The 21,893-nt window shown below is 65.7% G+C and carries 25 protein-coding genes; 10 read left to right on the plus strand and 15 right to left on the minus strand.

Annotated features, from left to right (window positions below; genetic code table 11):
• Positions 1–24 precede the first annotated feature (24 nt).
• The 4 genes from AWC12_RS17380 to AWC12_RS17395 all read right to left on the minus strand — a co-directional run bounded on the left by AWC12_RS17380 (position 25) and on the right by AWC12_RS17395 (position 3,262).
• Positions 25–1,137 (minus strand): 3-beta-hydroxysteroid dehydrogenase, encoded by a 1,113-nt coding sequence (locus tag AWC12_RS17380; RefSeq protein WP_085175828.1) that lies wholly within the window; start codon positions 1,135–1,137, stop codon positions 25–27.
• 75 nt (positions 1,138–1,212) lie between these two features.
• Entirely contained in the window at positions 1,213–1,425 is a 213-nt protein-coding gene (locus tag AWC12_RS17385) for an exodeoxyribonuclease VII small subunit (RefSeq protein WP_024444461.1), read from the minus strand.
• Entirely contained in the window at positions 1,422–2,666 is a 1,245-nt protein-coding gene (gene xseA / locus AWC12_RS17390; protein ID WP_024444460.1) for an exodeoxyribonuclease VII large subunit, read from the minus strand. Before xseA ends, AWC12_RS17385 begins: the two co-directional genes overlap by 4 nt.
• Entirely contained in the window at positions 2,663–3,262 is a 600-nt protein-coding gene (locus AWC12_RS17395; protein ID WP_024444459.1) for a lipid droplet-associated protein, read from the minus strand. Before AWC12_RS17395 ends, xseA begins: the two co-directional genes overlap by 4 nt.
• 52 nt (positions 3,263–3,314) lie before the next feature.
• On the opposite strand from AWC12_RS17395, the gene AWC12_RS17400 reads away from it, so the two are divergent.
• Both AWC12_RS17400 and AWC12_RS17405 read left to right on the plus strand, forming a co-directional pair.
• Positions 3,315–4,316 carry a 4-hydroxy-3-methylbut-2-enyl diphosphate reductase gene (locus AWC12_RS17400; protein ID WP_024444458.1) on the plus strand — a complete coding sequence of 334 codons (1,002 nt, stop codon included), beginning with the start codon at positions 3,315–3,317 and terminating at the stop codon, positions 4,314–4,316.
• Positions 4,313–6,085, plus strand: a complete 1,773-nt coding sequence (locus AWC12_RS17405) for a penicillin-binding transpeptidase domain-containing protein (protein ID WP_085175830.1) — start codon at positions 4,313–4,315, stop codon at positions 6,083–6,085. The genes AWC12_RS17400 and AWC12_RS17405 overlap by 4 nt, the downstream gene beginning before the upstream one ends.
• A gap of 77 nt (positions 6,086–6,162) precedes the next feature.
• Here AWC12_RS17405 and AWC12_RS17410 read toward each other — a convergent pair whose 3' ends face one another.
• Positions 6,163–7,248, minus strand: coding sequence for a DUF6542 domain-containing protein (locus AWC12_RS17410; protein WP_085175832.1), 1,086 nt, complete (start codon positions 7,246–7,248; stop codon positions 6,163–6,165).
• 82 nt (positions 7,249–7,330) lie between these two features.
• Between AWC12_RS17410 and ychF the strand changes: the two genes are divergently transcribed.
• The 3 genes from ychF (at position 7,331) to AWC12_RS17425 (ending at position 10,130) form a co-directional block, all read left to right on the plus strand.
• Complete coding sequence (ychF, locus tag AWC12_RS17415; RefSeq protein ID WP_085175834.1) at positions 7,331–8,404, plus strand: redox-regulated ATPase YchF; 1,074 nt, start codon at positions 7,331–7,333, stop codon at positions 8,402–8,404.
• Positions 8,405–8,443: 39 nt separating this feature from the next.
• Positions 8,444–9,067 (plus strand): HNH endonuclease, encoded by a 624-nt coding sequence (locus AWC12_RS17420; protein ID WP_085175836.1) that lies wholly within the window; start codon positions 8,444–8,446, stop codon positions 9,065–9,067.
• Positions 9,068–9,773: 706 nt separating this feature from the next.
• Positions 9,774–10,130: a VOC family protein gene (locus AWC12_RS17425; protein ID WP_207576448.1), complete on the plus strand. Its 357-nt coding sequence runs from the start codon at positions 9,774–9,776 to the stop codon at positions 10,128–10,130.
• 139 nt (positions 10,131–10,269) lie between these two features.
• Here AWC12_RS17425 and AWC12_RS17430 read toward each other — a convergent pair whose 3' ends face one another.
• Entirely contained in the window at positions 10,270–10,872 is a 603-nt protein-coding gene (locus tag AWC12_RS17430; RefSeq protein ID WP_207576449.1) for a class I SAM-dependent methyltransferase, read from the minus strand.
• A gap of 244 nt (positions 10,873–11,116) precedes the next feature.
• Here AWC12_RS17430 and AWC12_RS17435 point away from each other — a divergent pair, with 244 nt between their 5' ends.
• Positions 11,117–11,470 carry a DUF1801 domain-containing protein gene (locus tag AWC12_RS17435; protein WP_024444453.1) on the plus strand — a complete coding sequence of 118 codons (354 nt, stop codon included), beginning with the start codon at positions 11,117–11,119 and terminating at the stop codon, positions 11,468–11,470.
• 23 nt (positions 11,471–11,493) lie between these two features.
• Here AWC12_RS17435 and arr read toward each other — a convergent pair whose 3' ends face one another.
• The 3 genes from arr to AWC12_RS17450 form a co-directional block, all read right to left on the minus strand.
• A complete protein-coding gene (gene arr / locus AWC12_RS17440; protein ID WP_085175840.1) occupies positions 11,494–11,922 on the minus strand; it encodes an NAD(+)--rifampin ADP-ribosyltransferase in 429 nt (142 codons plus the stop codon).
• A 230-nt stretch (positions 11,923–12,152) separates the two neighbouring features.
• Complete coding sequence (locus tag AWC12_RS17445; protein WP_085175842.1) at positions 12,153–12,647, minus strand: nitroreductase family deazaflavin-dependent oxidoreductase; 495 nt, start codon at positions 12,645–12,647, stop codon at positions 12,153–12,155.
• Positions 12,648–12,666: 19 nt separating this feature from the next.
• Positions 12,667–12,876, minus strand: coding sequence for a hypothetical protein (locus tag AWC12_RS17450; protein ID WP_024444450.1), 210 nt, complete (start codon positions 12,874–12,876; stop codon positions 12,667–12,669).
• A gap of 450 nt (positions 12,877–13,326) precedes the next feature.
• On the opposite strand from AWC12_RS17450, the gene AWC12_RS17455 reads away from it, so the two are divergent.
• Positions 13,327–13,782, plus strand: a complete 456-nt coding sequence (locus AWC12_RS17455) for a hypothetical protein (RefSeq protein ID WP_024444449.1) — start codon at positions 13,327–13,329, stop codon at positions 13,780–13,782.
• Positions 13,736–14,200 (plus strand): SRPBCC family protein, encoded by a 465-nt coding sequence (locus AWC12_RS17460; RefSeq protein WP_085175844.1) that lies wholly within the window; start codon positions 13,736–13,738, stop codon positions 14,198–14,200. The genes AWC12_RS17455 and AWC12_RS17460 overlap by 47 nt, the downstream gene beginning before the upstream one ends.
• Before the next feature lie 44 nt (positions 14,201–14,244).
• Here AWC12_RS17460 and AWC12_RS17465 read toward each other — a convergent pair whose 3' ends face one another.
• Positions 14,245–14,862, minus strand: a complete 618-nt coding sequence (locus AWC12_RS17465) for a hypothetical protein (RefSeq protein WP_085175846.1) — start codon at positions 14,860–14,862, stop codon at positions 14,245–14,247.
• Positions 14,863–14,966: 104 nt separating this feature from the next.
• Positions 14,967–15,644, minus strand: a complete 678-nt coding sequence (locus tag AWC12_RS17470) for a guanylate cyclase (RefSeq protein ID WP_024444446.1) — start codon at positions 15,642–15,644, stop codon at positions 14,967–14,969.
• Positions 15,645–15,686: 42 nt separating this feature from the next.
• On the opposite strand from AWC12_RS17470, the gene AWC12_RS30610 reads away from it, so the two are divergent.
• Positions 15,687–15,848, plus strand: a complete 162-nt coding sequence (locus AWC12_RS30610; protein WP_110808672.1) for a hypothetical protein — start codon at positions 15,687–15,689, stop codon at positions 15,846–15,848.
• Here AWC12_RS30610 and AWC12_RS17475 read toward each other — a convergent pair.
• On the minus strand, positions 15,815–16,615 hold the full coding sequence (locus tag AWC12_RS17475; RefSeq protein WP_024444445.1) for an adenylate/guanylate cyclase domain-containing protein: 801 nt from the start codon (positions 16,613–16,615) through the stop codon (positions 15,815–15,817). The genes AWC12_RS30610 and AWC12_RS17475 overlap by 34 nt on opposite strands.
• A 25-nt stretch (positions 16,616–16,640) precedes the next feature.
• Between AWC12_RS17475 and AWC12_RS17480 the strand changes: the two genes are divergently transcribed.
• Positions 16,641–17,576, plus strand: coding sequence for a hypothetical protein (locus tag AWC12_RS17480; protein WP_085175848.1), 936 nt, complete (start codon positions 16,641–16,643; stop codon positions 17,574–17,576).
• Here the strand turns inward: AWC12_RS17480 and AWC12_RS17485 are convergent.
• The 3 genes from AWC12_RS17485 to AWC12_RS17495 form a co-directional block, all read right to left on the minus strand.
• Complete coding sequence (locus AWC12_RS17485) at positions 17,573–17,947, minus strand: limonene-1,2-epoxide hydrolase family protein (protein WP_085175850.1); 375 nt, start codon at positions 17,945–17,947, stop codon at positions 17,573–17,575. The two genes, AWC12_RS17480 and AWC12_RS17485, sit on opposite strands and share 4 nt — an antisense overlap.
• An 87-nt stretch (positions 17,948–18,034) precedes the next feature.
• The gene (locus tag AWC12_RS17490) at positions 18,035–20,926 is read right to left on the minus strand and encodes an aminotransferase (RefSeq protein WP_085175852.1); all 2,892 of its coding nucleotides are present in this window, start codon (positions 20,924–20,926) and stop codon (positions 18,035–18,037) included.
• Complete coding sequence (locus AWC12_RS17495; protein ID WP_024444441.1) at positions 20,926–21,801, minus strand: alpha/beta fold hydrolase; 876 nt, start codon at positions 21,799–21,801, stop codon at positions 20,926–20,928. Before AWC12_RS17495 ends, AWC12_RS17490 begins: the two co-directional genes overlap by 1 nt.
• Between the last annotated feature and the right edge of the window lie 92 nt (positions 21,802–21,893).

The raw sequence follows: 21,893 nt of genomic DNA on the forward strand, positions 1-21,893 counted from the left end.
CGCTAATGATGACGACCCGGCGGCTCAGCCTTTCGGCGGGGCCGGTGCGGCGGCGTGGACGACGGCTTGTCCGGTCTCGGACCTCATCCGGTGGAACAGTTCGACGTAGTAGGGCGTGCACTGTTCGAGCGCCTGCTCGGTGGTGAACAGGGGCTGGTAGCCGAGGTCACGCTGCGCCTTGGCGATGGAGAAGTAGTTGTCCAGGTAAAGCCGTTCCACCGCAAGCGGTTCCAGGAGTGGCTTGGGCAGTCCGAACTTGAAGTGGAAGAACTGCCAGATCGTCATGATGAACCACACCAGCCGGCCGGGCACCCGGAACGTCGGCCACGGCTCGCCGCAGGCTTCGACCACCGGCCGGGAGAACTCGAACATGTTGATCGGTTCGCCGTCGTTGACGAAGTACGCCTGGCCCGGAGCCGTCCCGCCCTCGACGAGGTGCTCGGCGGCCAGGATGAAACCGTGCACAAGGTTGTGCACGTACGAGTTGTCGAGCTTGACGTCCTTGCTGCCGACCAGCACCTTGACGTGCCCGGCAAGCACACTCTCGAACACTTTGCGGAACATCGTCTGATCGCCGCGGCCCCAGATGCCGCTGGGACGGATGGAGCAGGTCAGCATTCCCGCGACGCCGTTCTGGCCGAGCACGAACTTCTCTGCGACGACTTTGGTTTCGGTGTAGAGGTCGTTGAAACGTTGAGTGTAGGGCAGGGTTTCGTCACCACCGGCGATGCGCTGCCCACCCATCACGACACTGTTGGAGGCGGTGTAGACGAACCGCTTGGTGCCGGCTTTCTGGGCGGCGTGAACGAGGTTCTCGGTGCCGGTGACGTTCACGGCGAAGCTGCGCTTGCGGTATTCCTCGGTGACCGATGCGCCGCCCATCAGGTCGATGATGGCCGCGGTGTGGAAGACGGTGTCGATGCCGTCGACTGCCGCCGCGACGTCGTCGACGCTGGTGATGTCGCCTTGAAACTCCTCGAGGCGCGGGTGCGCCGGCAGCGGCGACGGCACCCTGTCGAAGGTGCGCACCTCCAGACCGCGGTCGAGCAGCTCGGTGACGAGGTTCGCGCCGACGAAGCCTGAACCCCCGGTAACCAGAACCCGACCCAGGTCTGTCTTCAGCGTTGCATCACCCATGGCGGAGAAGGATAACTGAAACATGTTTCAATTTCGAGGTCCTAGGCCAGGGGGTCTTTGCGGGTCAATGACTGGTCAATCGCCTGCGGCGTCGTCGGCGGCGAGTGCTTTCTCGACCCGCTCCCGGGCGCCAGCTAAGTGCTTCTCACAGCATTTAGCCAGTTCCTCGCCTCGCTCCCATAGTTTCAGCGACGCATCTAGGTCGAGTCCGCCATGTTCGAGGCGCTCCACCACGTCGATGAGTTCGTCGCGGGCTTCCTCGTATCCCAGTTCACTAATGGGCTTCATTGTTCACCTTCGCTCGTCGCCATGACCGCGCCGTCGGCGACGCGCACGCGCAGCCGCGTCCCGGAGGGTGCATCCGCGGTGGACTGCACCACGTGTGGCTCCCCGGCGTTCGGCACGGCCTGCACCACCGCGTATCCCCTCGCCAGCGTGGCCGCGGGCCCCAGTGTCGTCAGCCGCGCCGACAGGTGGCCCACCCGGTCGGATTCCGCGGAGATCAGACGCGTGATGTCGCGTCGGGTTGCGGTGCGCGCCCGCCGGATCTCCTCGGCGCGGGCATCGATCGCTGACAGTGGGCGCGCCAGCACGGGCCTGCTGCGCAATTGCGTGACAACATGCGCCTCCCGGTTCACCCAGTTGCGCAGCGCCCGGGCGCTGCGCCGGCGCAGGTCGGTGACCAACGCCTGCTCGGCTGCGGTGTCGGGCACGATGCGTTTCGCGGCATCGGTCGGGGTCGCGGCACGCAGATCGGCGACCAGATCGCACAGCGGATTGTCCGGCTCGTGGCCGATCGCGCTGACCACCGGCGTCGTGCACCGGGCGATCTCCCGGCACAGCGTCTCGTCGGAGAACGGCAGCAGGTCCTCGACGCTGCCTCCGCCCCGGGCCAGCACGATGACGTCGACCTCGGGGTCGGCGTCGAGGGCTCGCAGGGCTTCCACGATCTGGGGGACTGCGTTAGGACCCTGCACCACCGTGTTGCGGACCGCGAACCGCACGGCCGGCCACCGGCTGGACGCGACGGCGGTGATGTCATGTTCGGCGGCCGAGGCCCGGCCGGTGATCAGCCCAATCGTGTCCGGCAGGAACGGAATCGGACGCTTGAGTCGGGCGTCGAACAGTCCCTCCGCGTCGAGCAGTCGGCGCAGCCGCTCGATGCGGGCCAGCAGCTCACCGATTCCGACGGCTCTGATCTCGGTGACCCGCAACGAGAAGGTGCCGCGGCCGGTGTAGAAGCTGGGTTTTCCGTAGACGATCACCTGGGTGCCGTCGGACATCTTGACCGGCGCGTTGACGACGAGGTCGCGCGGGCACGTCAGCGACAGCGACATGTCGGCGGCGGGGTCACGCAGCGTGATGAACGCGGTGTTGGAGTTGGGGCGCAACGTCAGCTGCGCGATCTGACCCTCGACCCACACGGCGCCCAGCTTGTCGATCCATCCCGCCACCCGGATGGCCACACCGCGGACGGGGAACGGGTTGTCCGCCGACTGGCCCGGTGCAGCTCCCTCGGCCGGCGTCACTTCGCCGATGCGCGGGTGATCCTGTTGGCCAGCAGCGTCTGATAGGGGGCACGCGCCTTGGTGGACTCCTCGTAGGCCAGCAGCGCTTCCAGATCGGGAACCCGCAGTGACGTCAGACGTGCCCGCAGCTGCGCCAGCGTCAGCGACCCGTACTCGATCTCGGCGACGATGTCGGGGGCATCGTGGGAAACCTCCGTCGTCGTGGCCGTCTCGGTGGCCTTCGCGGGCTCCGCGTCACCGCTGAACAGCGCGAATCGTCCTTCGGTGAGACGTTCGCCCTCGCGTACGGGCAACTCGACCACGTCGGCATCCGTACCTGAGCGGTCGGCGTCCGCACCGTCGGCGACAGTCAGATCCTCGTCGAACGTGGCCCACTCGGGCTGTTCGTCCTTGGGCGGGAAGATCGTCTCCAGCGTCTCGTCGCCCTTGATCACCAGCTCGGCCACGTCCTGCTGCATCTTCATCACCAGCTGGGCGATCTGGCTCGCGATGGTCATGGGGTACATGAGGATCGTCTGGGGGAGCTTGCGGGTCTCCTCGATGGCGGTCACCGCCGCGCCCACGAGCAGGCGGACCCCATACGGTGCAGTTGACATGTCCACAGCCTACGGCTGGGCGGTTCGAGGGGCAGGTAAGTACCCTGGAGTCATGCCGCCGACTGTCAACATGGGTATTCCGGGCGCCGCGAGCTCGGTCGTTGAGAGGACGACCGGCAAACGAGTGCTACTGGCCGAGCCGCGCGGATACTGCGCCGGCGTCGACCGCGCTGTCGAGACCGTGGAACGCGCACTCGAACAGCACGGAGCCCCGATCTACGTACGGCACGAGATCGTGCACAACCGCTACGTCGTCGACACCCTTGCCAAGGCCGGCGCGATCTTCGTCGAGCAGACCGACGAGGTGCCCGAGGGGGCCATCGTCGTGTTCTCCGCCCACGGCGTCGCGCCGAGCGTGCACGTCGAGGCCAAAGCCCGCAGTCTGAAGACCATCGACGCGACATGTCCGCTGGTGACCAAGGTGCACAACGAGGCCAAGCGCTTCGCCCGCGACGACTACGACATCCTGCTCGTGGGTCACGAGGGGCACGAGGAGGTCGTCGGCACCGCGGGTGAGGCGCCCGATCACGTCCAGGTCGTCGACAACCCCGATGCGGTGGACAACGTCACCGTGCGGGACCCCAACAAGGTCATCTGGCTCTCTCAGACGACGCTGAGTGTCGACGAGACGATGGAGACGGTGCGCCGGCTGCGGGAGAAGTTCCCCACGCTGCAGGATCCGCCCAGCGACGACATCTGCTATGCCACGCAGAACCGGCAGGTCGCGGTCAAGGCGATGGCGCCCGAGTGCGAGCTGGTGATCGTCGTCGGGTCGAAGAACTCGTCGAACTCGGTGCGCCTGGTCGAGGTCGCGCTGAACGCCGGTGCGGACGCGGCGCATCTGGTCGACTACGCCGAGGACATCGATCCGGCCTGGCTCGACGGTGTCACAACCGTGGGCGTGACCTCCGGTGCCTCGGTCCCGGAGATTCTGGTGCGCGGTGTGCTCGACCGCCTCGCCGAGCACGGCTACGGCACCGTGCAGCCGGTGACCACCGCGAACGAGACCCTCGTGTTCGCCCTGCCCCGAGAGATCCGCCCGGCTCGCCAGTGACTGTCGTGCGGCGCGGGACCGCGCTGGCCCTGCTCGTCGTTCTGCTTCTGGTGTCCGGCTGCAGTGACGCCGAAGACCGGTTCACCTCGACACTGCGAAATTTCGCCGAGGCGCTGACTCGCGGCGACGCCGGAGCGGCGGCCGCGGTGACGAGCGACCAGAACGCCGCCGCAGACACTTTGGGCAAGCTCTACGCCAGCCTGGGCAAGGACGTCCACTTCGAGGTCACCGGCTCGCAGCGGGAGGAGGACCAGGGCACCTTCACGCTGTCGGCTTCCTGGAAGTTCGGGCCCGAGAACACGATCGAATGGAGCTACGACGCCCAGGGAACGGTCAGCCAGCAGGGCGATGCCTGGACGATCCAGTGGAATCCCGCCACCGTCGCCCCCGGGCTCGACGAAGGACCGCTGTCGTTCAGCACACTCGTTCCGATACCCGCAGCCCGGGTGCTCGACCGGAGCGGCGCCGAACTGCTCACCCAGCACATCGTCACCCTTGTCGACATCGCCCCCGGAGTCGACGTGAATGCCGTTGCGGCCCTGCTCAATCCGATTGCTCCGACCATCACGCCGGCGTCGCTGAGCGGCGAGCTGGCCGCGGGCAAGCCGGTCACCGCGATCACGCTGCGCGAAGAAGACCTCGCCCCGATCCAAGAACAGCTGTCGGCGCTGCCGAACGTCACCTTGCGGCCGCAGACCCGGCTGCTGGCCACCGACCGGGCGCTGACCTCGCCGACGCTGGCAGGGCTGTCCGAGCTGTGGCAACAGCGCAGCGACGCGGCTGCCGGGTGGGCGGTGACGGCGGAAACCGCCACCGGCCCGAAGCGCGTCGGCGGTCAGGACGCGAAACCCGTCGGCGACATCGCCAGCACCCTCGACGTCGGCATGCTGCTCGCGGGCGAGTCGGCACTTGCCTCCCTACCGACGCCCGCCGCGATTGTCGCCATCCAGCCGTCGACCGGCAACGTGCTCGCCGTCGCGCAGAACGCCCCCGCCGATGCGCAGGGGCCGATCGCGCTGACCGGTCTCTATCCGCCGGGTTCGACATTCAAGACGGTGACGGTGTCGGCGGCGCTGCAGGCAGGGCAGGTGACTCCCGACAGCATCGTGGGGTGCCCTGGCACCGAGAACATCGAGGGCAGGCAGATTCCCAACGACGACAATTTCGAGCTGGGCGACGTTCCGCTGCACACGGCGTTCGCGCGGTCGTGCAATACGACGATGGGCCGGCTTGCGGTCAACCTGCCGCCGGACGCGTTGACCAAGGCGGCCGCGCAGCTCGGTCTCGGCATCGACTTCGTCGCCCCCGGCATGACCACTGTCACCGGGTCGGTGCCCGTCGCCGACACGTCCGCGCTGCGGGTCGAGGAGGGCATCGGGCAAGGCAAGGTCACCGCGTCACCGTTCGGGATGGCGCTCGTCGCAGCAACGTTGGCGCACGGCTCGGTACCTGCGCCGACCATCGTCGAGGGGTCCCCGGGCGTGCCGGACCGCACGCCCGATCCATTACCGGCTGCAGTGGACGAACAGGTTCAGGCCATGATGCGCGAGACGATCACCGATGGCACAGCCACCCAGCTGCAGGACATCCCCGGCATGCTCGGAAAGACCGGGACGGCCGAGTACCTCGCCCAGGACGGGGCCACCCACGCCCACGGCTGGTTCGTCGGCATCCGCGGAGACATGGCCTTGGCGGTGTTTGTCAGTGACGCAGGCAGTTCCGCACCTGCGGTGGACGCCGCGGGCCGGTTTCTGCGGGCGCTGCCCTGACCGCCGCCGCGCCGAAACTGCATTCCGGTAGGAAAAGTGCGACCAGAGACCTGCACAGATGCAGTCTCGGCGAATCGTCAGATGTCGTATTCCCAGCGGTCGGCGTCCGCCTCGCGCGGGGCACGCCTGCGGGCCCGGTACTCAGCCCGATCCTCGGAGTCCTCGCCGCGATAGCGCACCCGTGACACCGGGTGGTGCGAGCTGGGCGACCCGTAGAGGTCCTGGGAGTCCCGGGGGTCGTAGTCGTCGTATCGGCTACGGCGCGCGGGACGCTCACGCTGCGGCCGTTCATAGCGATCGTCGCGCTCGTAACGCGCCCTGCGCTCGCGTGGCGGCAGCGGCTCCCGCGAATCACGCTCACGCGGCTCCCTCGACGACGACGGGCGAGGGCGGCGGCGCGGCTCAGACGGCGGCGGCTCGCTGAGCCGCTCGCGGCGCCGGCGCGGGCGCTCGTCGATGACCGGCTCGATGATCTCCGTCTCGGGGGCACGCGAATGCCGGGACCTCGGAGGTGTCCGTCTCGCCGGCCTCTCGCCGCGAGTTCTTCCAGGCGTGGGCTTCTGCGGTCTGGGGCGGCGTCGCTCGGCGGCGCGCCGCTGCTGGGGCACGTCGTCGTCGGACTCGTCGGACCTGCCACCGAAGAGTCCCGCGAGCGCCGACAGCTTCGTCGCCAGGCTGGGTCCGGCATCCCGGGTCGCACGCTCGGGCTGTTTCGTGGCGTCCGCGCGGCCGGCCTTACCGAAGTACCACCGAGCCAGGCCGATCAGCAGCACCGCAGCGGACGTGAAGAACATCAACGGAAAGCGCTCGATCAACGGGTAGCCGCAGTTGATCAGGACGTCTTTCAGCCCCTGGATATCGCTGCTGTGCATCAGGAAGTACGCGCCGGGCACTGTGACGAACAACACCAGCGGGGGCTGGATCACGGCCGTGAACAACCCCGACTGCCTGACCGCCAACACCGCTGTCAGACAGCCGAGGACATAGAGCGAGGCGAACACCGCGGTGAGCTGTCCACCGCCGGAACCCGCGTCGAAAGCGAAGCCGATCGCCACTGCGAAAACGGCAGTCAGAACTGCACCCCACCACGGAATCCCTGCGATATTGGGGTGTGCGGAGCGGTGGTCGACGGCCACTGCCGACCGTGCGCGCTGTCCTGACACACGTCGACCCTACTGGCTTGAGCAACTACTCGTCGCCAGCGCGCGGTGGCGTGGCGACCACATTGCCTAGACTGTGGTCCCCGTGGGCCTGAATCTCGGAATCGTCGGACTGCCGAACGTCGGTAAGTCAACTCTGTTCAACGCACTGACACGCAACGACGTGCTGGCTGCCAATTACCCGTTCGCGACGATCGAGCCGAACGAGGGCGTGGTGGCGCTCCCGGATGAGCGGCTCACCGAGCTGGCCAAGATGTTCGGCTCGGAGAAGATCGTGCCCGCGCCCGTCACCTTCGTCGACATCGCCGGCATCGTGAAGGGCGCTTCCGAAGGCGCGGGGTTGGGCAACAAGTTTCTCGCCAACATCCGCGAAGCCGACGCGATCTGTCAGGTGGTGCGGGTCTTCGCCGACGACGACGTCGTGCATGTCGACGGCCGCGTCGACCCGAAATCCGACATCGAGGTCATCGAGACCGAGCTGATCCTCGCCGACATGCAGACGCTGGAGCGGGCGCTGCCGAGGCTGGAGAAGGAGGCCCGGACCAACAAGGACCGTCGGCCGGTCTACGAGGCTGCCAAGGCCGCCAACGAGGTGCTCGACACCGGCAAGACGCTATTTTCGGCGGGTGTTGACGTTTCGTTGTTGCGAGAGCTGAACCTGTTGACCTCCAAGCCTTTTCTGTACGTGTTCAACGCCGACGAATCGGTGCTGACCGACGAGGCAAAGGTGGCTTCGCTGCGCGAACTGGTGGCACCGGCCGATGCGGTGTTCCTGGACGCCAAGATCGAGGCAGAGCTGCAAGAGCTCGACGAGGAGTCCGCCGCCGAATTGCTGGAGTCGATCGGCCAGACCGAACGCGGCCTGGATGCGTTGGCGCGGGCCGGTTTTCACACGCTGAAGCTGCAGACCTATCTCACGGCGGGGCCAAAAGAGGCGCGGGCGTGGACGATCCACCAGGGCGACACCGCCCCCAAGGCGGCCGGTGTCATCCACACCGATTTCGAGAAGGGCTTCATCAAAGCCGAGATCGTGTCCTTCGACGATCTGATGGAGGCAGGCTCGATGACCGCGGCCAAGGCCGCGGGCAAGGTCCGCATGGAGGGCAAGGATTACGTGATGGCTGACGGGGACGTGGTGGAGTTCCGTTTCAACGTCTAGCGGCAAGGCTGCCGCCAAGTAGCACAAGGGGATGCGCGGATGGAATCAAAGGCTGGCGTGCTGGCCGATGTATGCGCTGCTCTTATGGGCGGGGAATCCGGATCTGCTAGAGAGACCCTTAGGTCGCGCTATCCGTTCGAGCCAGTAGAGAAGATCGTCCGCCGGTACTCGATAGGTCAGTCGATGAAACTGTTCATGCGTGACGGGTTCCTCGACTACTACACGGGTACCCGACTCATTAACCCCGGCGTTCTCCGCCTCTTACATGTCGTGCTCGGGGACGACTTCCCGGCACATCCGAACTGGAAGGCCTCAGAGACCCACTTCGCCTTCTGGGAGTTGTTCCCGACTGTCGATCATCTCGTGCCCGTCAGCCGAGGCGGGGATGACATCGAGTCGAACTGGGTCACGGCATCGATGCTGAGAAATCAGGCTAAGGCCCACTGGACAGTGGACGACCTGGGTTGGACGCTGCCTCCGGCAGGCGCTGTGGAGAGGTGGGACGGGTTGTCGCAGTGGCTAGTTGACTATCTCAAGGACAACCAGACCGTGTTGGAGAAGGCAGCTGAGCCCCACCGTGCCTACATCGGACGATGGCACAGGGCCACCAAGGCGGCGCTAGAAGTCGACGGCGACGTGGTGGAGTTCCGCTTCAACGTCTAGCTGAGGCAAATTATTCGAACTTACGCGAATCAACCTCACCCCCACTACGCTGCTGGCAGCGCCGCAGATGTGGCATTACAAGGGGAGGGAGCAACGAATGTTAGCAATTCGGATCGCGGGTGTGGCCGCAGCGATTGCAGGTGTTTCGACACTAGCGGCTGGGCCGGCACTTGCGGCCGGGCTCGAAGGGACGTATTCGGGCCTGGTGACCAACGCCGCTGGCTCCACTGTGACGCAGACCTACATTTTCACTCCATGCGGCGATGGCTGTCTGCGATTGGAGGTGCCAGGGGGTACCACTCGCGACCTCCATCAGCAAGGTGGAATGTGGACACGCACATTCGACGCCGGATGTTCGGAAGCTTTCGACCCGGCGACGCTTCGCGGGACGTATCAGTGCGGCATGGCCGGTGCGTTCCAAATTCAGTTGACCAAGGTGTCGTGACAGCGAGTGACATCGACCGCGGACCGGTAGGGCTGTTTGTGGCCATCGGATGACGTTTGTCGGTATCGCATTTGGGTGGAGTTCCGCTTCAACGGCTAGCGGAAAAGCGGCCCACTCAACCCCGTGAGTGCCGATCGCCACCTGTGCCAGGCGATGACATTCTTCGATCCCGACGGTCGTTACAAAAAGACCGTCGAAATGCGATGAAGGAGTGTTGTGGCCGATTCCCCACGAACGATCCCGACGACCAGGATCATCTCGGTGTCGATACCGGTGTCGGATCAAGACAAAGCAAAGCAGTACTACTGCGAAGTGCTCGGCTTTGAGCTTCTGGTTGACGAGGAGCTATGGCAAGGAGCCCGCCTCATCGAGGTTGGTCTTCCGGGCTCGGAGGTGGTGCTGACACTCCTTGACAAAGCGGGCGAGATTCCGGTGGGCGTTCGTATGGGTGTGGCCGACGCTGATGCCGCACATCGGGTGATCAAACAGCACGACTCTTCGGTTCGGGACGAGGTGCTGCGCCTGGATTTTGCGCCGCCGATGTTCGAGTTCTCCGATCCTGATGGCAACGTCCTCGCGTATCTCGAAGACCTTGCTGACGGCGCTCCGGAATCGTGAGTCACAGCGACGTGGTGGAGTTCCGCTCCAACGTGTAGGGCACCTGACGGAGTATTCGTGGAAGGCTGTCTTTGGAGAGTCTTCATGGGGATCGCCCGCCCACCAGGATGGATCGGCGCGCCTGGGCTGCATCTCGAAATCATCGAGCGAGCAGCGCGAGAGCGGCGTGCGGCCTGGCGTGATCCGTCGCCGGTCGTCGAAGGCGATCCAACTCCACGAATCCCGCCGCCGTCAGCGCTTCCGACATCTCGTCGACCGGCCACCGGTGGGCGGTTGTCACCTTGTGGTCGAACGGTTCGACGCCGTCGCCGTCGAAGAAGCCGGCCACGAGAATTCCGTTGTCAGACAATGCCCTACGAAACTCACGGAGAACCTGTGGGAGAGTGTCGGGCTCGTGGTGGATCAGGGAGTACCAGGCGAGAATTCCGCCAAGGGAACCGTCTGGTAGGTCGAGCGGGTACATCGAGCTGACGGTGAACTCGGCCGCGGGCCACTTGACGCGAGCGCTCTCGATGAACTCGGGTACCAGATCGATCCCGACAGCAGTCAGGCCGAGATCCGTCAGGTAATTGGTCAGGTGCCCAGGTCCGCATCCAGCGTCGAGAATCGTACCGGCGCAGCGTCCGAAATTCCGTTCGAGAAATAGCAGGTCGTCGGGATGGACATGAGCGACGGAACCGAACATCTCTGTATAAGTGGCGGACACCTCCGCGTAGCGACGTTTGACGACGGTGTCGGTCACGGCGGCAACTGTAGGCGGCGTGCGTGCGGGAGCCCGTTGACGCGACCAACGGCAGGGCGGGGCGTCTAGCGGGATTCCGGTCCGACGTCTCACGTGTTAATGTCCGTGCGCGCTTCCAGGTGACGATCACCTGAATCATTGCGGAGGGGCCTGCGTTCGCAGGATATGTCCACGATGGAGTGCCGCACCTGATGGTGCGCCGACTCCACCGCGCCGAGATCATCGGCTGACGAAGGGACATGGAATGACGACCAAAGACGACAAAAACCTGCAGCAGGTCCTCGACAAGATCGCCTCGATGGATGAGCCGAGGCGAGGTGTCATGCAGCGACTGCACGAGGTGATCCTTTCGGCGGCGCCCGAACTCAAGCCGCGAATCTGGTACGGCATGCCGGGCTACGCCAAGTCGGCGAGCAGTCCCGTCCTTGTCTTCTGCCGGAACGACGACGTGATGAGTCTCGGCGTCAGCGAAAAGGCCACCCTCACGCCCGCCGGCGGCAAGGACGGGCTGCTGATCCCGGCGGCCTGGTACTTCGACGGCTTGGACGACGTCACCGAGAAGCGAGTCGCCGAGATCGTGCGCGCCGCGATCGAGTAGCTCGACGCCTGCGGCGCGGGCGTTCAGTCGTAGACGACATCCAGTCCGCGCCGCGCCAGGTCGGCCAGCCCATCCTGCATCGCCTGCAGCTGCTCGGGTGCGTGACCCACCCAGTCGGTGACCTCACCGACGATCCGCACGGGCTCCGTCGTGCGGTATGAGCGGGTCGGATTGCCGGGGAACTTCTTGTCCGTCACATTCGGGTCGTCTTCCACCTCACCTGTCGGTTCCACGACATAGATGCGACCCCTGCCCTCGCCGACGGCCAATTCGGCTCCCCAGACCGCGGCGTCCAATGTCTGAGTGACATAGACGTGGTTGGCTTGGCGGCCGGGGTCGTGGTTCATCGGACGCCCGGGGACCAGCAGATCACCTACCGCAAGGTCGGCCTTCGTGCCGTGCAGATATGCGCCCGACTCGTGCGGCTCAAAGGGTTTCGGGCTCTGTGGCATACGGTTCTCCGTCCGTCGGATGGCATGGCCGGACGATTCTGCAGCAGACCCGGGGTCTTGCCGCAAGACCCCGGGTCTGCCATAGTCTGAAGCAGAGAGGCTGGCCCGCTTGGTCTTTCGAATCCCTCAGCATTCCCAACGTGGGGGTTGTGTACGCATTCGGCACGGTTTCCGTGCCCGAGGCCCACTCTCGTGCGTCGGTCGCCGGAATATTGCCCGAGCAGCGCTGGTCAGCGCGGCTTCAGCCTGAAGATCGGAATCTGGCGGCCGCTGTCTTGCGTCTTCTCGCGGTAATCGCCGTATCCCGCGTACACGCGCTTGGCGAGTTCGTACAGGCGCTCGTACTCGTCGGCGTCGGTCACCTGGACGGCGGTGAACGGTTCCTGACCGAACGTGCAGTCCGGGTTGGTCTTCAAGTTGTAGTACCACTGCGGATGCTTGCTCTGCCCGAAGTTGGAGGCCACCAGGATCACGTCGGAACCGTCGTGAAAATAGGTCAGCTGAACTTCGCGCGGCTTCCCGGACTTGGCGCCGACCGTTCGTAACGGTGCGTTGATGATCGGCCCCATATTGACCCGCCCCTTTGTGAGGCGGAACAGGAGCGGGTCCGTGCGACGGGCGACATGGCGGGCGAGGAACTGGCCGACCTTGGAACGACCGAAATGGACTCCCTGTTCATACTTCGACCCGCGAGGGCGGAGCGGATCGACATAGCGCAGCGGCATTGACGCAACGTACCCGAGGTCAGCGCCCGATGAACCGGAGCCTCCGTCGCGCGGAGCGCTGGAAGTGGCTCACCGCCACCAGTGTGACCAGGCTGACCGCCTGGCGACCCAACGCCACCCTGCCGGTGCGTTGCCGCCATGTCGGCGTACGTGAGCCGCGGCGGTACCCGAGGACGTAACCGACGCACAACGCGGTCGCCAATGCGGCAATCACCCCGAGTGCTGTCATGGTTCGAGCCTTCACCAATGCGGTCGCAGCGCGGTCACGGTGAGGCCACGCCTCATCGTCCATTGCGCCCATGTCGGTCGAGCGTGCCGCCGATGAGCAAATAATTGGCAGGTGCAAACAGTTGTCGATCCGCCTCACGACGGCCGCACGGTCGTATCGCGCTGTGCAAACGGAATCGAGAACATATGCGCGCCCGTAAATTTCGTTCTGCGGATACCACGCTGGTTCGCTCGCCCCGGCGCAAGACGCGCTATCCGGCTCGTCGTCGCTCAAATTGGCAAACGAAGAATGAAAAGCTAGCCTGCTTTTCTAATACAGCTGTATTCGCGGGCCGCGACGCGACTACCGCATCACCGAGGAGAGAGGTTGTCAGTGACAGACGCGACGGCGGAATTTCCGGTACCACCGACATCATCGAACTCAGGTGGCGAAATCCCCACCTGAGCCGTCATGACCTACGGATACAACGCGTTGCTTTCCCGCCTGGTCGGATACCACTTGCAGTCGATTCACCTCGCCGGTGGATACGTGCAGTTCACTTTCACCTCGCTGTCGCTGGGCGACAATCCCGTTCTCACCTTCGAGGTGATGCCGGTCGTGGAGACGCCGACCGGGCGTGTAGTGAACGGACAGCAGGGTTATGCCGATGCGATCCGTGCTCTGATCGGACATCATGTGACCGGCACCGAGGAAGCCGAAGATGACGGATTTCAGGTCGAATTCGGTGAGATGGCGTTGATCATGCGCCCGACCGCCGAGGAGCTTTGCGGCCCGGTGATCGCGATGCTGTCCGACTTCGGCGACGGCGCTTCGCGGAGCTGGACGCCCGGCCGCGAGGCGTTTGAGTACCTTGCTAGGTATGGGCCGGACCGACACCGCATCGCGGGTGATCGACGCCCCTCGTGAACGTGTCTTCGCCGCGCTCGTGGATCCGACCGCTCTCGTCCGCTGGTTGCCGCCAGACGGGATGATCGGACGTTTTGACCACTTCGACGCCCGGCCGGGCGGTTCCTATCGGATGACGTTGACCTACCTTGATCCACCGGCTGGCGGCGGCAAGTCTTCGGCGGACTCCGACGTCATCGAAGGCCGCTTCGTCGAGATCGTGCCCGACTCGCACGTCGTGCAGACGACTGACTTCACGTCCGACGACGCGTCCTTTGCGGGAACGATGACGATGATCTGGACGGTCACGGCAGTCGACGACGGCACCCGGGTCGACATCCGCGCCGACGACGTCCCCGACGGCATCTCGGCTGCCGATCACATCGCGGGGATGACGTCGTCTCTGGCCAACCTCGCCGCGCACCTCGCGGCGAGGTAGGAGGCGATCACTTACCGCTTCAGCGTCGCGCGCAGACGGAAGGACTACGAGCCCGCCCGGTAGTCCAGGACGGCGTCGCGACTCTGCAGGGACTCACCGGAAAGGACGACGAGCTCGGTCGGGGAGAGCCGGTACGTGGTTCCGTCATTGCGTGCCTCGAATCCGGCCGCCATCGGCCGGACGTCGTCGAGCTCCAGGGATGCACCATCACGCAGGCGAATTCCCTGGTACTCGAACGTGCCGTCGGGCGTTTCGCACACAACCATCGTCGCGTGCTCGGTTCGGGCGATCGCGACGGCTCGCTGACGCGAATCGCATCGCGCGGAATCGACATAGCCCTGCGCATCCATCGCCAGAGTGGGCGGCTGCGCCGCGGGTGCGGGTGCGGGTGCGAGAGTGGGAGCGGGCGGCACAGGTGCGGGTGCGGGTGGCGCGAATTCGGGGGAGGGCAGGACCGGGGCGGCAACCCTTTGCGAAGCCGTATCCGGTTGCGCAGGAATGGATTGCACGTGCTGTACCTCGTCGCCTGAGGTGAACACGAGATAGAGGACGCCGAAGGTCGCGATCGACGCGACAACGACCGAGAGTGCCGCACGGGTGCCGAACCGCTCGCGGGGAAGCCTGTCGTCGGTGGGGGAGTGGTGCTTCGTCGATGTCGACATGCCTGCCTCCCTAGGGCGCCGAACGGGTCTGTTGTGCGACAGCAAAGCACCTGACCAGCGAAAAGTGTGTGAACTTCGTCGGCGTTTCGTCGAGGAACTCTGCGTCAGAGCACGACGGAGAGTTCGTCGCCGAGGCTGTACCCGTCGGTCAAGGGCAGCGCGTCGCCACTCCAGAACTTGCCGGGATCGAACCAGTTGTAGTGCTTCTCGGTCTGCAGCAGTCCCATCTCCTCGTAGGTGATGGCGACCGTCTCGGCGCAATACGCCGTTTCGAGCCCGACGCGCGTCTTCGCTGCTTTCCGGCGCTCGACGCTTTGCGCAACCTTTCTGTGCACGAACGGAATTCCTCGCGTGACGTCGGCCATATTCGGGATGCGGCCACGCATCCAGCGTCCGGTCAACCGCGCCGTCGACGGGAACGGCGTGCCGTCCATACGCGCAATCACCTTCAGCATCCGGTCTTCCTGCTCACGGGTCGCGTGCGGTGTCAGCTGACGCAGCCAGCACCGTTGACCGTACGAGTTGACCCATCGTTGGACGGCCTGCTGCAAGTCATTGAGCTGAACCCCGCGGTGGTGGGTGCCCGTCCACAGATCCAACAGCTTGTCGCCGAGCTCGGCGTGCCAGATCAGCGGCGGCATGTCGTCGATGGCGACGGTCATGCCGACGTGGTTGACCGGGCTGTTGGTCATCGACTGGATGGCCCGATCAGGTCCGGAATGCCCTCGGAACAACCAGATATCGCCTGTGCGCGTCTCGTCCAGCGCGCGCTGCAGAGACACCGTGCTTGGATCCACCCCCGCAGCTTATGCAGACTGAGAGGCATGCGTGGGATCTGGAAGTGGGTTGGGCTGGCGGGTGTCGCCGGTGTCGTCGCAGGTGGGGCACTGGTTGCGCGCGATCAGCGACGCCGGAGGGCGTATACGCCGGAGGACATCCGGGCCCGCCTGCATCAGCGGCTGGCCGAGGCCGAGCGCACTGAGTAAAGGGTGTGGGTACCGGCGAATCCTTTGAGCTGTGCCTCGCGCTGATCTGCGACGGTGATGTCGTCGCAGTCTGAGACGGCGTCGTACACCGTCTCGCTGACCAGGATTTCACCGCCGTCGGCCTGACCGGCCACCCGCGCGGCCATCGCGACGTTGCGCCCGAACAGGTCGTCGCCGCGCAGCACGGACTTACCGGCATGAATGCCGATCCGGACACGAATCCCGTTCGGCCGCTTCTGAAGTGATCGCTGAATATCGACGCCGCAACGCACGGCCTGCTCCGCGTGGGCGAATGCCACCATGAATCCGTCGCCCTGGCTTTTCACCACGTAGCCGTCGTGCTTGTCGACGAACCTGCGCACCGATTTGTCGTGCTTGCCGATCATCCGGACGAACGCGCGATCCCCGATGCGTTCGTTGAGCGCCGTCGACTCCTCGATGTCGGAGAACATGATGGCCACCCGGCCGTTGGGTGCCAGCCGCGCCAGGTCGGGTCGTTCTACTTCGGCCCAGTCGGCGAGTTCTTCGATCGAGGACCGCACGGCGGCACCGAAGCCGTCTCTGCGCAGGACGTTGGCGGTCTGCCAGACCGTCTTGACGGCTTTCGTTCCGCCGGACATCAGCATCTGCCGGGTGTCCAGGCGGCGGCGCAACTCCGCGGCCTCTTCCTGGGCGGTTCTGAGTCGCCGGGTCTGCACCGCCACCGCGATCGCCAGTCCCGCGGCCAGCACTGCGACGACGCACAGCGCGATCAGCGTTGGAGTCACCCGTCCAGTATTGGATGCTGAGAGCGTGACGATCGCGAAGGCCCCCTATTACGAGAGTCGCTTCGTCCGGGCCAATGACCCCGACGGCGCCCGTGCGCTGTGGCTGCGGGAGACGCTGCTGCTGCCCACCGAGGGCGAACCGGGCGCCGACGTATGGGTGATGGTGTTCGACCCGGCCGGCCACCACGCCGTCAGGCAGCGCTACGCGGTCGAGGACGCCGACTTCGGCGACCGTCCCTGGCGCGCCCGCATCGCCGCCACGCGATTGGACGACACCACAGCGGCCGGGACCCTGCCCGAGGCGCGCTGGGACCTGGCGATCAGGCCGGATGGCGCCGACCCTGTCCGGGTGCTCACCGACCGTGCCTACGAGCGCAGATTCCCCACCGCGAAAACGACGGTGCGACACCCCAGGGCACACTTCGACGGTCGCCTCGAGATCGCGGGACACGCGGTCGATGTCGACGGCTGGCTCGGCAGTGTCAACCACAACTGGGGCACCCGGCACACCCCCGCTTATGCCTACGGGCAGGTCTGCGGTTTCGACAACGCACCGGACTCCACGCTGGAGATCGTCACCGCGCGCGCCGCCCTCGGTCCCGTGTTACTGCCCGGCGCGACGCTGTTCGTGTTCCGCCACGAGGGGCAGGAGTTCGCGGTGCGCACCATCCGAGGCAGCCTGCAGACCCACGGCCGCTATGTACCGTTCACCTGGACATTCGGTGCGCGGGTGGGGGAGCAGATGATCGAGGGAGAGATCACCACCGTACCTGCGGACGCGATCGGCCTGACGTACCCCGACACGCACGGCGGCGTGAAGTACTGCTACAACTCGGCGATCGCGAGCTGTCGTATGCAGGTGGCGGGCAAGGCTTTCGCGCGCACCGAGTTGTCGAGCCGACGAGCCATGTTCGAAATTCTGACCGATGACCGACTCGACTCGGTGCCCTTGCTCGTCTAGCTCCACCCCGCGGTGACCGTACCCATGTCGAAATAGTCGCGCCACGAGGCGATCTGGCCGTCGACGATGTCGAACACTCCCGCCACCGGAAGCGGGAGTTCTCTCCCGTCCTTGAATCGCATGACGTCGGTGCGCTCGTTGAACACGAGGTTGCCAGAGCTGACCTGGCGGTGTACCCGGAAGTCGATGCCGTCCACCGTGGCCGTGAACTTGGCAATGAAAGCCGCAATCGCCTCTCGCCCGGTCACCGGATCCATCGGAATGTTGTGGTAGACCCCGTCCTCGGTGAAGTGGGCGGCCAGCTCCGTAGGATCCGGATTCGCCCATTTGGCGCAGAACTCGGTCACCACTTCATCTGGGGAGCGTGTCATCCCTCGATGAAAGCGTCGAATCTGAGGTTATGTGCGCATTTCGGGTAGAACGCCGCACATAAGCTCAGATTCGGCGCCCAGCCGGCCTTACCACCCTTCGGTCAGCACCCGGTCCAGGGTGTCGACGTAGAAGTCGGCCGCCTCAACATCGATGCACAGCGGCGGCTTGGTCTTGAGGATGTTCTGGTGGTCGCCGGTCGGCTGGATGATGACCCCGAGCTCCAGCATTCGATCGCAGATGGCCGATGTCTCCTCTGGTGCCGGCTCCAAGGTCTGCGGATCCCGGATCATCTCGACGCCCAGGTACAGCCCGAAGCCGTGCACGGTGCCGACCAGCGGGTGCTTGTCGCGCAGCGCTTCCAGTCTGGTTTTGAGGTGCCCGCCGACGCGAAGTGCGTTGTCCTGAAGACCTTCGTCGCGCAGCACGTCGAGCACCGTCATCCCGATCGCACACGACAGCGGACTGCCGCCGGTCGACGAGAAAAAGTATCCCTGGCTGGAGAACGCGTCGGCCACCGCACGGCTGGTGATGACGGCGCCGACCGGATACCCGTTGCCGACGGACTTGGCGACCGACACGATATCGGGTACGGCGTCCTGCTGCTCGAACCCCCAAAACCATTGGCCGAGACGGCCATACCCGACCTGGACCTCATCCGAGATCGCCAGCCCGCCCCCGGCGCGCACCGCGGCGTAGACCTGCTGCAGATAGCCGTCGGGCAACGCCATGCCGCCCGCGTTGCCGTAGACGCTTTCGCAGATGAACGCCGCGGGCGGCCGGCCCTCCGCGATCAACTCTGCGATGTGGGCGGCCGCGTCATCTGCGTACCGAGATGCTTCTGCGCCGCGGTACCTGCCGCGAAAGCTGTTCGGCGAATCCACGGTGTGCACCCAATCAGGGCGCGTGGCAAGCGCATTCGGATTATCGGCGATCGACGTCGACACCGCGTCGGTGCCGTAGGTCCATCCGTGATAAGCCTCGCGGACGGCAACCACGTCGCGCCGGCCCGTCGCAGCAGTCGCCAACCGGATCGCCAGATCGCTGGCCTCCGATCCCGAATTCACCAGAAAAACGGTGTCCAGCGGGTCGGGTAGCAGCGCCGCGAGCCGCTCGCTGAACTCGACGACGGCAGCATAGTTGAATCGCGAGTTCGTGTTCAGCTTGCGTAGCTGCCGGGCCGCCGTCGCCGCGATGCGCGGATGTGCGTGCCCCAGCACAGTGACGTTGTTGACCATGTCCAGATAGCTGCGACCTTCGGTCGACATCAGGTAATGCCTTCTGCCGCGCTCGATCTGAGGCGGGATGCGGTAGTAGAACTCCTGCACCGGCGCGAAGCTCGCCTCGCGCCGCGCCAAGAGATCGTCATGCGCGCCCTGCGCCAGCGGCGACAGCCCGAGCAACGGCCGGGGATCGCGGGTGTGTGCCAGCCAGCCCGGCGCGAGGTCGGCGCGGGTGAAGGCCGGCGCGCCAGGTGCGTCCACCGGTTGCACGGTCAACCCGACTCGGGTGTGTGCCGCGCAGCGGCCCAGAACTTCTCCCGCCCTCAGCGCGCCCCGTGCGCCAGGGGCGACGCCCGTGACGATCAGCTCGAACTGCTCGCCATGCAACGTAATTCGGCCTGACGCGTCGTCGGACACGTCGCCGTCCCACGGAGCGGCGAGGTCGGTGTCGGCGGCGGTCCAGAGGTCGAGGCCCGTGGCGACGACGTCGGGCGCATCCTGGCTCAAGCGAGCCGCATTGCACAGCCTCGCCTCGCCGTACCGGGTGACGACCAGCGGCGCGCCCTGTCGAATCGCGGTTTCGGCGGCGTCTTCGGGACTGATGAAGGCACTGTCATACAGATCGGAGGTGGTGGACAGGTCCAGGGTCACCGCGGCGGCCCTGTCGACGGCGACCATCTGCGCCGCCACCTTGACGGGGTGGGGCCGCTCGGCCATCCCGAGGTGGGCCCTGATGACTGCCGTCATCACATCGACGGGCACCGACGTGGCGAGCTCGAACATCCGCATCTCACCGTCGGACTGTTCGGTCACGTAGTCGTTGTCGGGATCGAGGACAGCCTGCTGTGCGCTGCTGACGATCAGCACCGCGGTGCGTAACACCACCATCGGCCATAGCGCGTCGACCTCGGCAGGCGACAACGGCCGCACGGCGTGGAATGCCGCCACTGCCGGCAGAATCGACGTCACATCGGCGCCGGCGTGCCCCAACACCGACGACACGGAGATCGCGAGTTCAGACACGGCCCACGTGTGCGACAGATCGCCGAAGTCGATGACCCCGTCCGGCTCTCCGCGCGGGGAGACCACGACGTTGGCGTCGGTCAGGTCGATGTGCGCCGCTTGCCGCGGCAAGTCGGGGTCGAGCACCGAGATACGCGCCCAGGCTTCTCGGGCTGCATTCTGCAGACGTTTCCGTAGGTCCTCGTCGGCGACGTGAGTGGCGAGCTCGTCGACCACGGTCATACCGAATCGCAGATCCCACTGCAGGATTCGGTCCAGCCCGGGATGGGCGAAGTCTCTGAGCGCTCGACTCACCCGCCCGGCGACATCGCCCAGGCCGGCGACCTTGGCCGGTGTGAGGTATGCCGATTCGAGCAGCGTTCCACCGGGCAGATATTTGAGCAGCCGGGCGTAGGCGGTTCCCTCGACCAGACCCGTCAGGGCCGTGCACCTTTCGCCGGCGGTGTTCTGCAGCGTTACCGCGACGCGGAGCTCGGGCTCGGCGTCGGCGATCAGCTGCGCCGCCGCGTCCTGGGCGGCGATCTCTTCTCCGGTGAAGGCGGGGTTGGCGATCTTGAGGACGCCCCGCACGGTGCCGTCGTCTTCGTGCACGGTGAAGTTCTTGTCCTGTTGACTGCCCAGCGACCGGACCCGCACGGCCAGGCCGTAGTGCGTCGCCACGATCTCTTGTGCCGCAGCCTCACTCACCTGCGGAGCAGGTAACTCGCGTTGTTCCAGGAAGTTGAAGCCCACCACTACCGCCGCAACACGAACTCGCTGACGACCTCGGAGAAGGCGTCGTTGTCGTCACCGGCGGCGGTGTGTCCTGCCCCGGAGAGTTCGGCGAACTCGGCGCCCGGCACTTTGGACAAGAAGTCCTGGACCGCTTCTTCACTCACCACGTCGGACAGTTTGCCCCTGATCAGCAGGATCGGTATCGCCAACTCGATCGCGGCCTGCTCGAGCAGTTCGACGCGGACGAACGGATCCTCGTTCGGTTTGGTCAAGAACGCCGGATCCCAGTGCCAGTACCATCGCCCGTCCCGGTGCCGCAGGTTCTTCTTCAGGCCCTCCGGGCTGCGGGGCTTGGATCTGTGGGGCAGGTACGCGGCGACCGCGTCGGCCGCTTGTTCCAGCGAGTCGAATCCGTGTACGTGGCTGAACATGAACTCGCGGATCCGAGCGCTGCCGTCTTTCTCGTACCGCGGCACGACGTCGACGAGTACCAGTCGCGTCACCACCTCGGGGCCGGCCAGCCTGGCCGCGAGAATCCCTGTCAGGCCGCCCATGCTGGCACCGATCAGGACGGTCGGGCGGCCGATCTGATCGAGCACGCTCAGGGTGTCCTCACACAGCGCCTCGACGGTGTATCGGGCGTCGGGGGAACGGTCGCTGTGGCCGTGTCCCCGGCTGTCGAGCGCGACGACGTGCAGGCCCTGCGCGGCCAGGATCTGCCCGGTCTTCTTCCAGGAGAAGCGATTCTGTCCGCCGCCGTGAAGCATCAGAACCGACGGGCGAGACTCGTCGAAATCGGCCGACAGGACCGGTTTGTTCCACTCGTCGGCGACCAGTGCGAGATCGTCTGCGCCGCGGAACGTGGCGGTCGTCGGCTCGCTGTGGTTAGCGCTCACAGGCGTCCTCTCGGCTCTCCCCGGTCGATCACGTTACCGAGCCTGCGAATTGCACCCATCTTGGGTCCGTCGCGGTTCGACTTTGCCTAAAA

The sequence above is a fragment of the Mycolicibacterium iranicum genome, from assembly GCF_002101705.1.
GTDB classification, from domain to species: domain Bacteria; phylum Actinomycetota; class Actinomycetes; order Mycobacteriales; family Mycobacteriaceae; genus Mycobacterium; species Mycobacterium iranicum.

What these genes read in the sequence shown, in the direction of transcription:
- AWC12_RS17465 (WP_085175846.1), bottom strand. Translation starts at nt 14,862, where the DNA reads ATGTCGACATCGACGAAGCACCACTCCCCCACCGACGACAGGCTTCCC.
- AWC12_RS17420 (WP_085175836.1), top strand. Translation starts at nt 8,444, where the DNA reads ATGGAATCAAAGGCTGGCGTGCTGGCCGATGTATGCGCTGCTCTTATG.
- AWC12_RS17460 (WP_085175844.1), top strand. Translation starts at nt 13,736, where the DNA reads ATGGGCCGGACCGACACCGCATCGCGGGTGATCGACGCCCCTCGTGAA.
- AWC12_RS17385 (WP_024444461.1), bottom strand. Translation starts at nt 1,425, where the DNA reads ATGAAGCCCATTAGTGAACTGGGATACGAGGAAGCCCGCGACGAACTC.
- AWC12_RS17450 (WP_024444450.1), bottom strand. Translation starts at nt 12,876, where the DNA reads ATGACAGCACTCGGGGTGATTGCCGCATTGGCGACCGCGTTGTGCGTC.
- AWC12_RS17445 (WP_085175842.1), bottom strand. Translation starts at nt 12,647, where the DNA reads ATGCCGCTGCGCTATGTCGATCCGCTCCGCCCTCGCGGGTCGAAGTAT.
- AWC12_RS17435 (WP_024444453.1), top strand. Translation starts at nt 11,117, where the DNA reads ATGACGACCAAAGACGACAAAAACCTGCAGCAGGTCCTCGACAAGATC.
- AWC12_RS30610 (WP_110808672.1), top strand. Translation starts at nt 15,687, where the DNA reads ATGCGTGGGATCTGGAAGTGGGTTGGGCTGGCGGGTGTCGCCGGTGTC.
- AWC12_RS17455 (WP_024444449.1), top strand. Translation starts at nt 13,327, where the DNA reads ATGACCTACGGATACAACGCGTTGCTTTCCCGCCTGGTCGGATACCAC.
- AWC12_RS17380 (WP_085175828.1), bottom strand. Translation starts at nt 1,137, where the DNA reads ATGGGTGATGCAACGCTGAAGACAGACCTGGGTCGGGTTCTGGTTACC.
- arr (WP_085175840.1), bottom strand. Translation starts at nt 11,922, where the DNA reads ATGCCACAGAGCCCGAAACCCTTTGAGCCGCACGAGTCGGGCGCATAT.
- AWC12_RS17400 (WP_024444458.1), top strand. Translation starts at nt 3,315, where the DNA reads ATGCCGCCGACTGTCAACATGGGTATTCCGGGCGCCGCGAGCTCGGTC.
- AWC12_RS17485 (WP_085175850.1), bottom strand. Translation starts at nt 17,947, where the DNA reads ATGACACGCTCCCCAGATGAAGTGGTGACCGAGTTCTGCGCCAAATGG.
- AWC12_RS17395 (WP_024444459.1), bottom strand. Translation starts at nt 3,262, where the DNA reads ATGTCAACTGCACCGTATGGGGTCCGCCTGCTCGTGGGCGCGGCGGTG.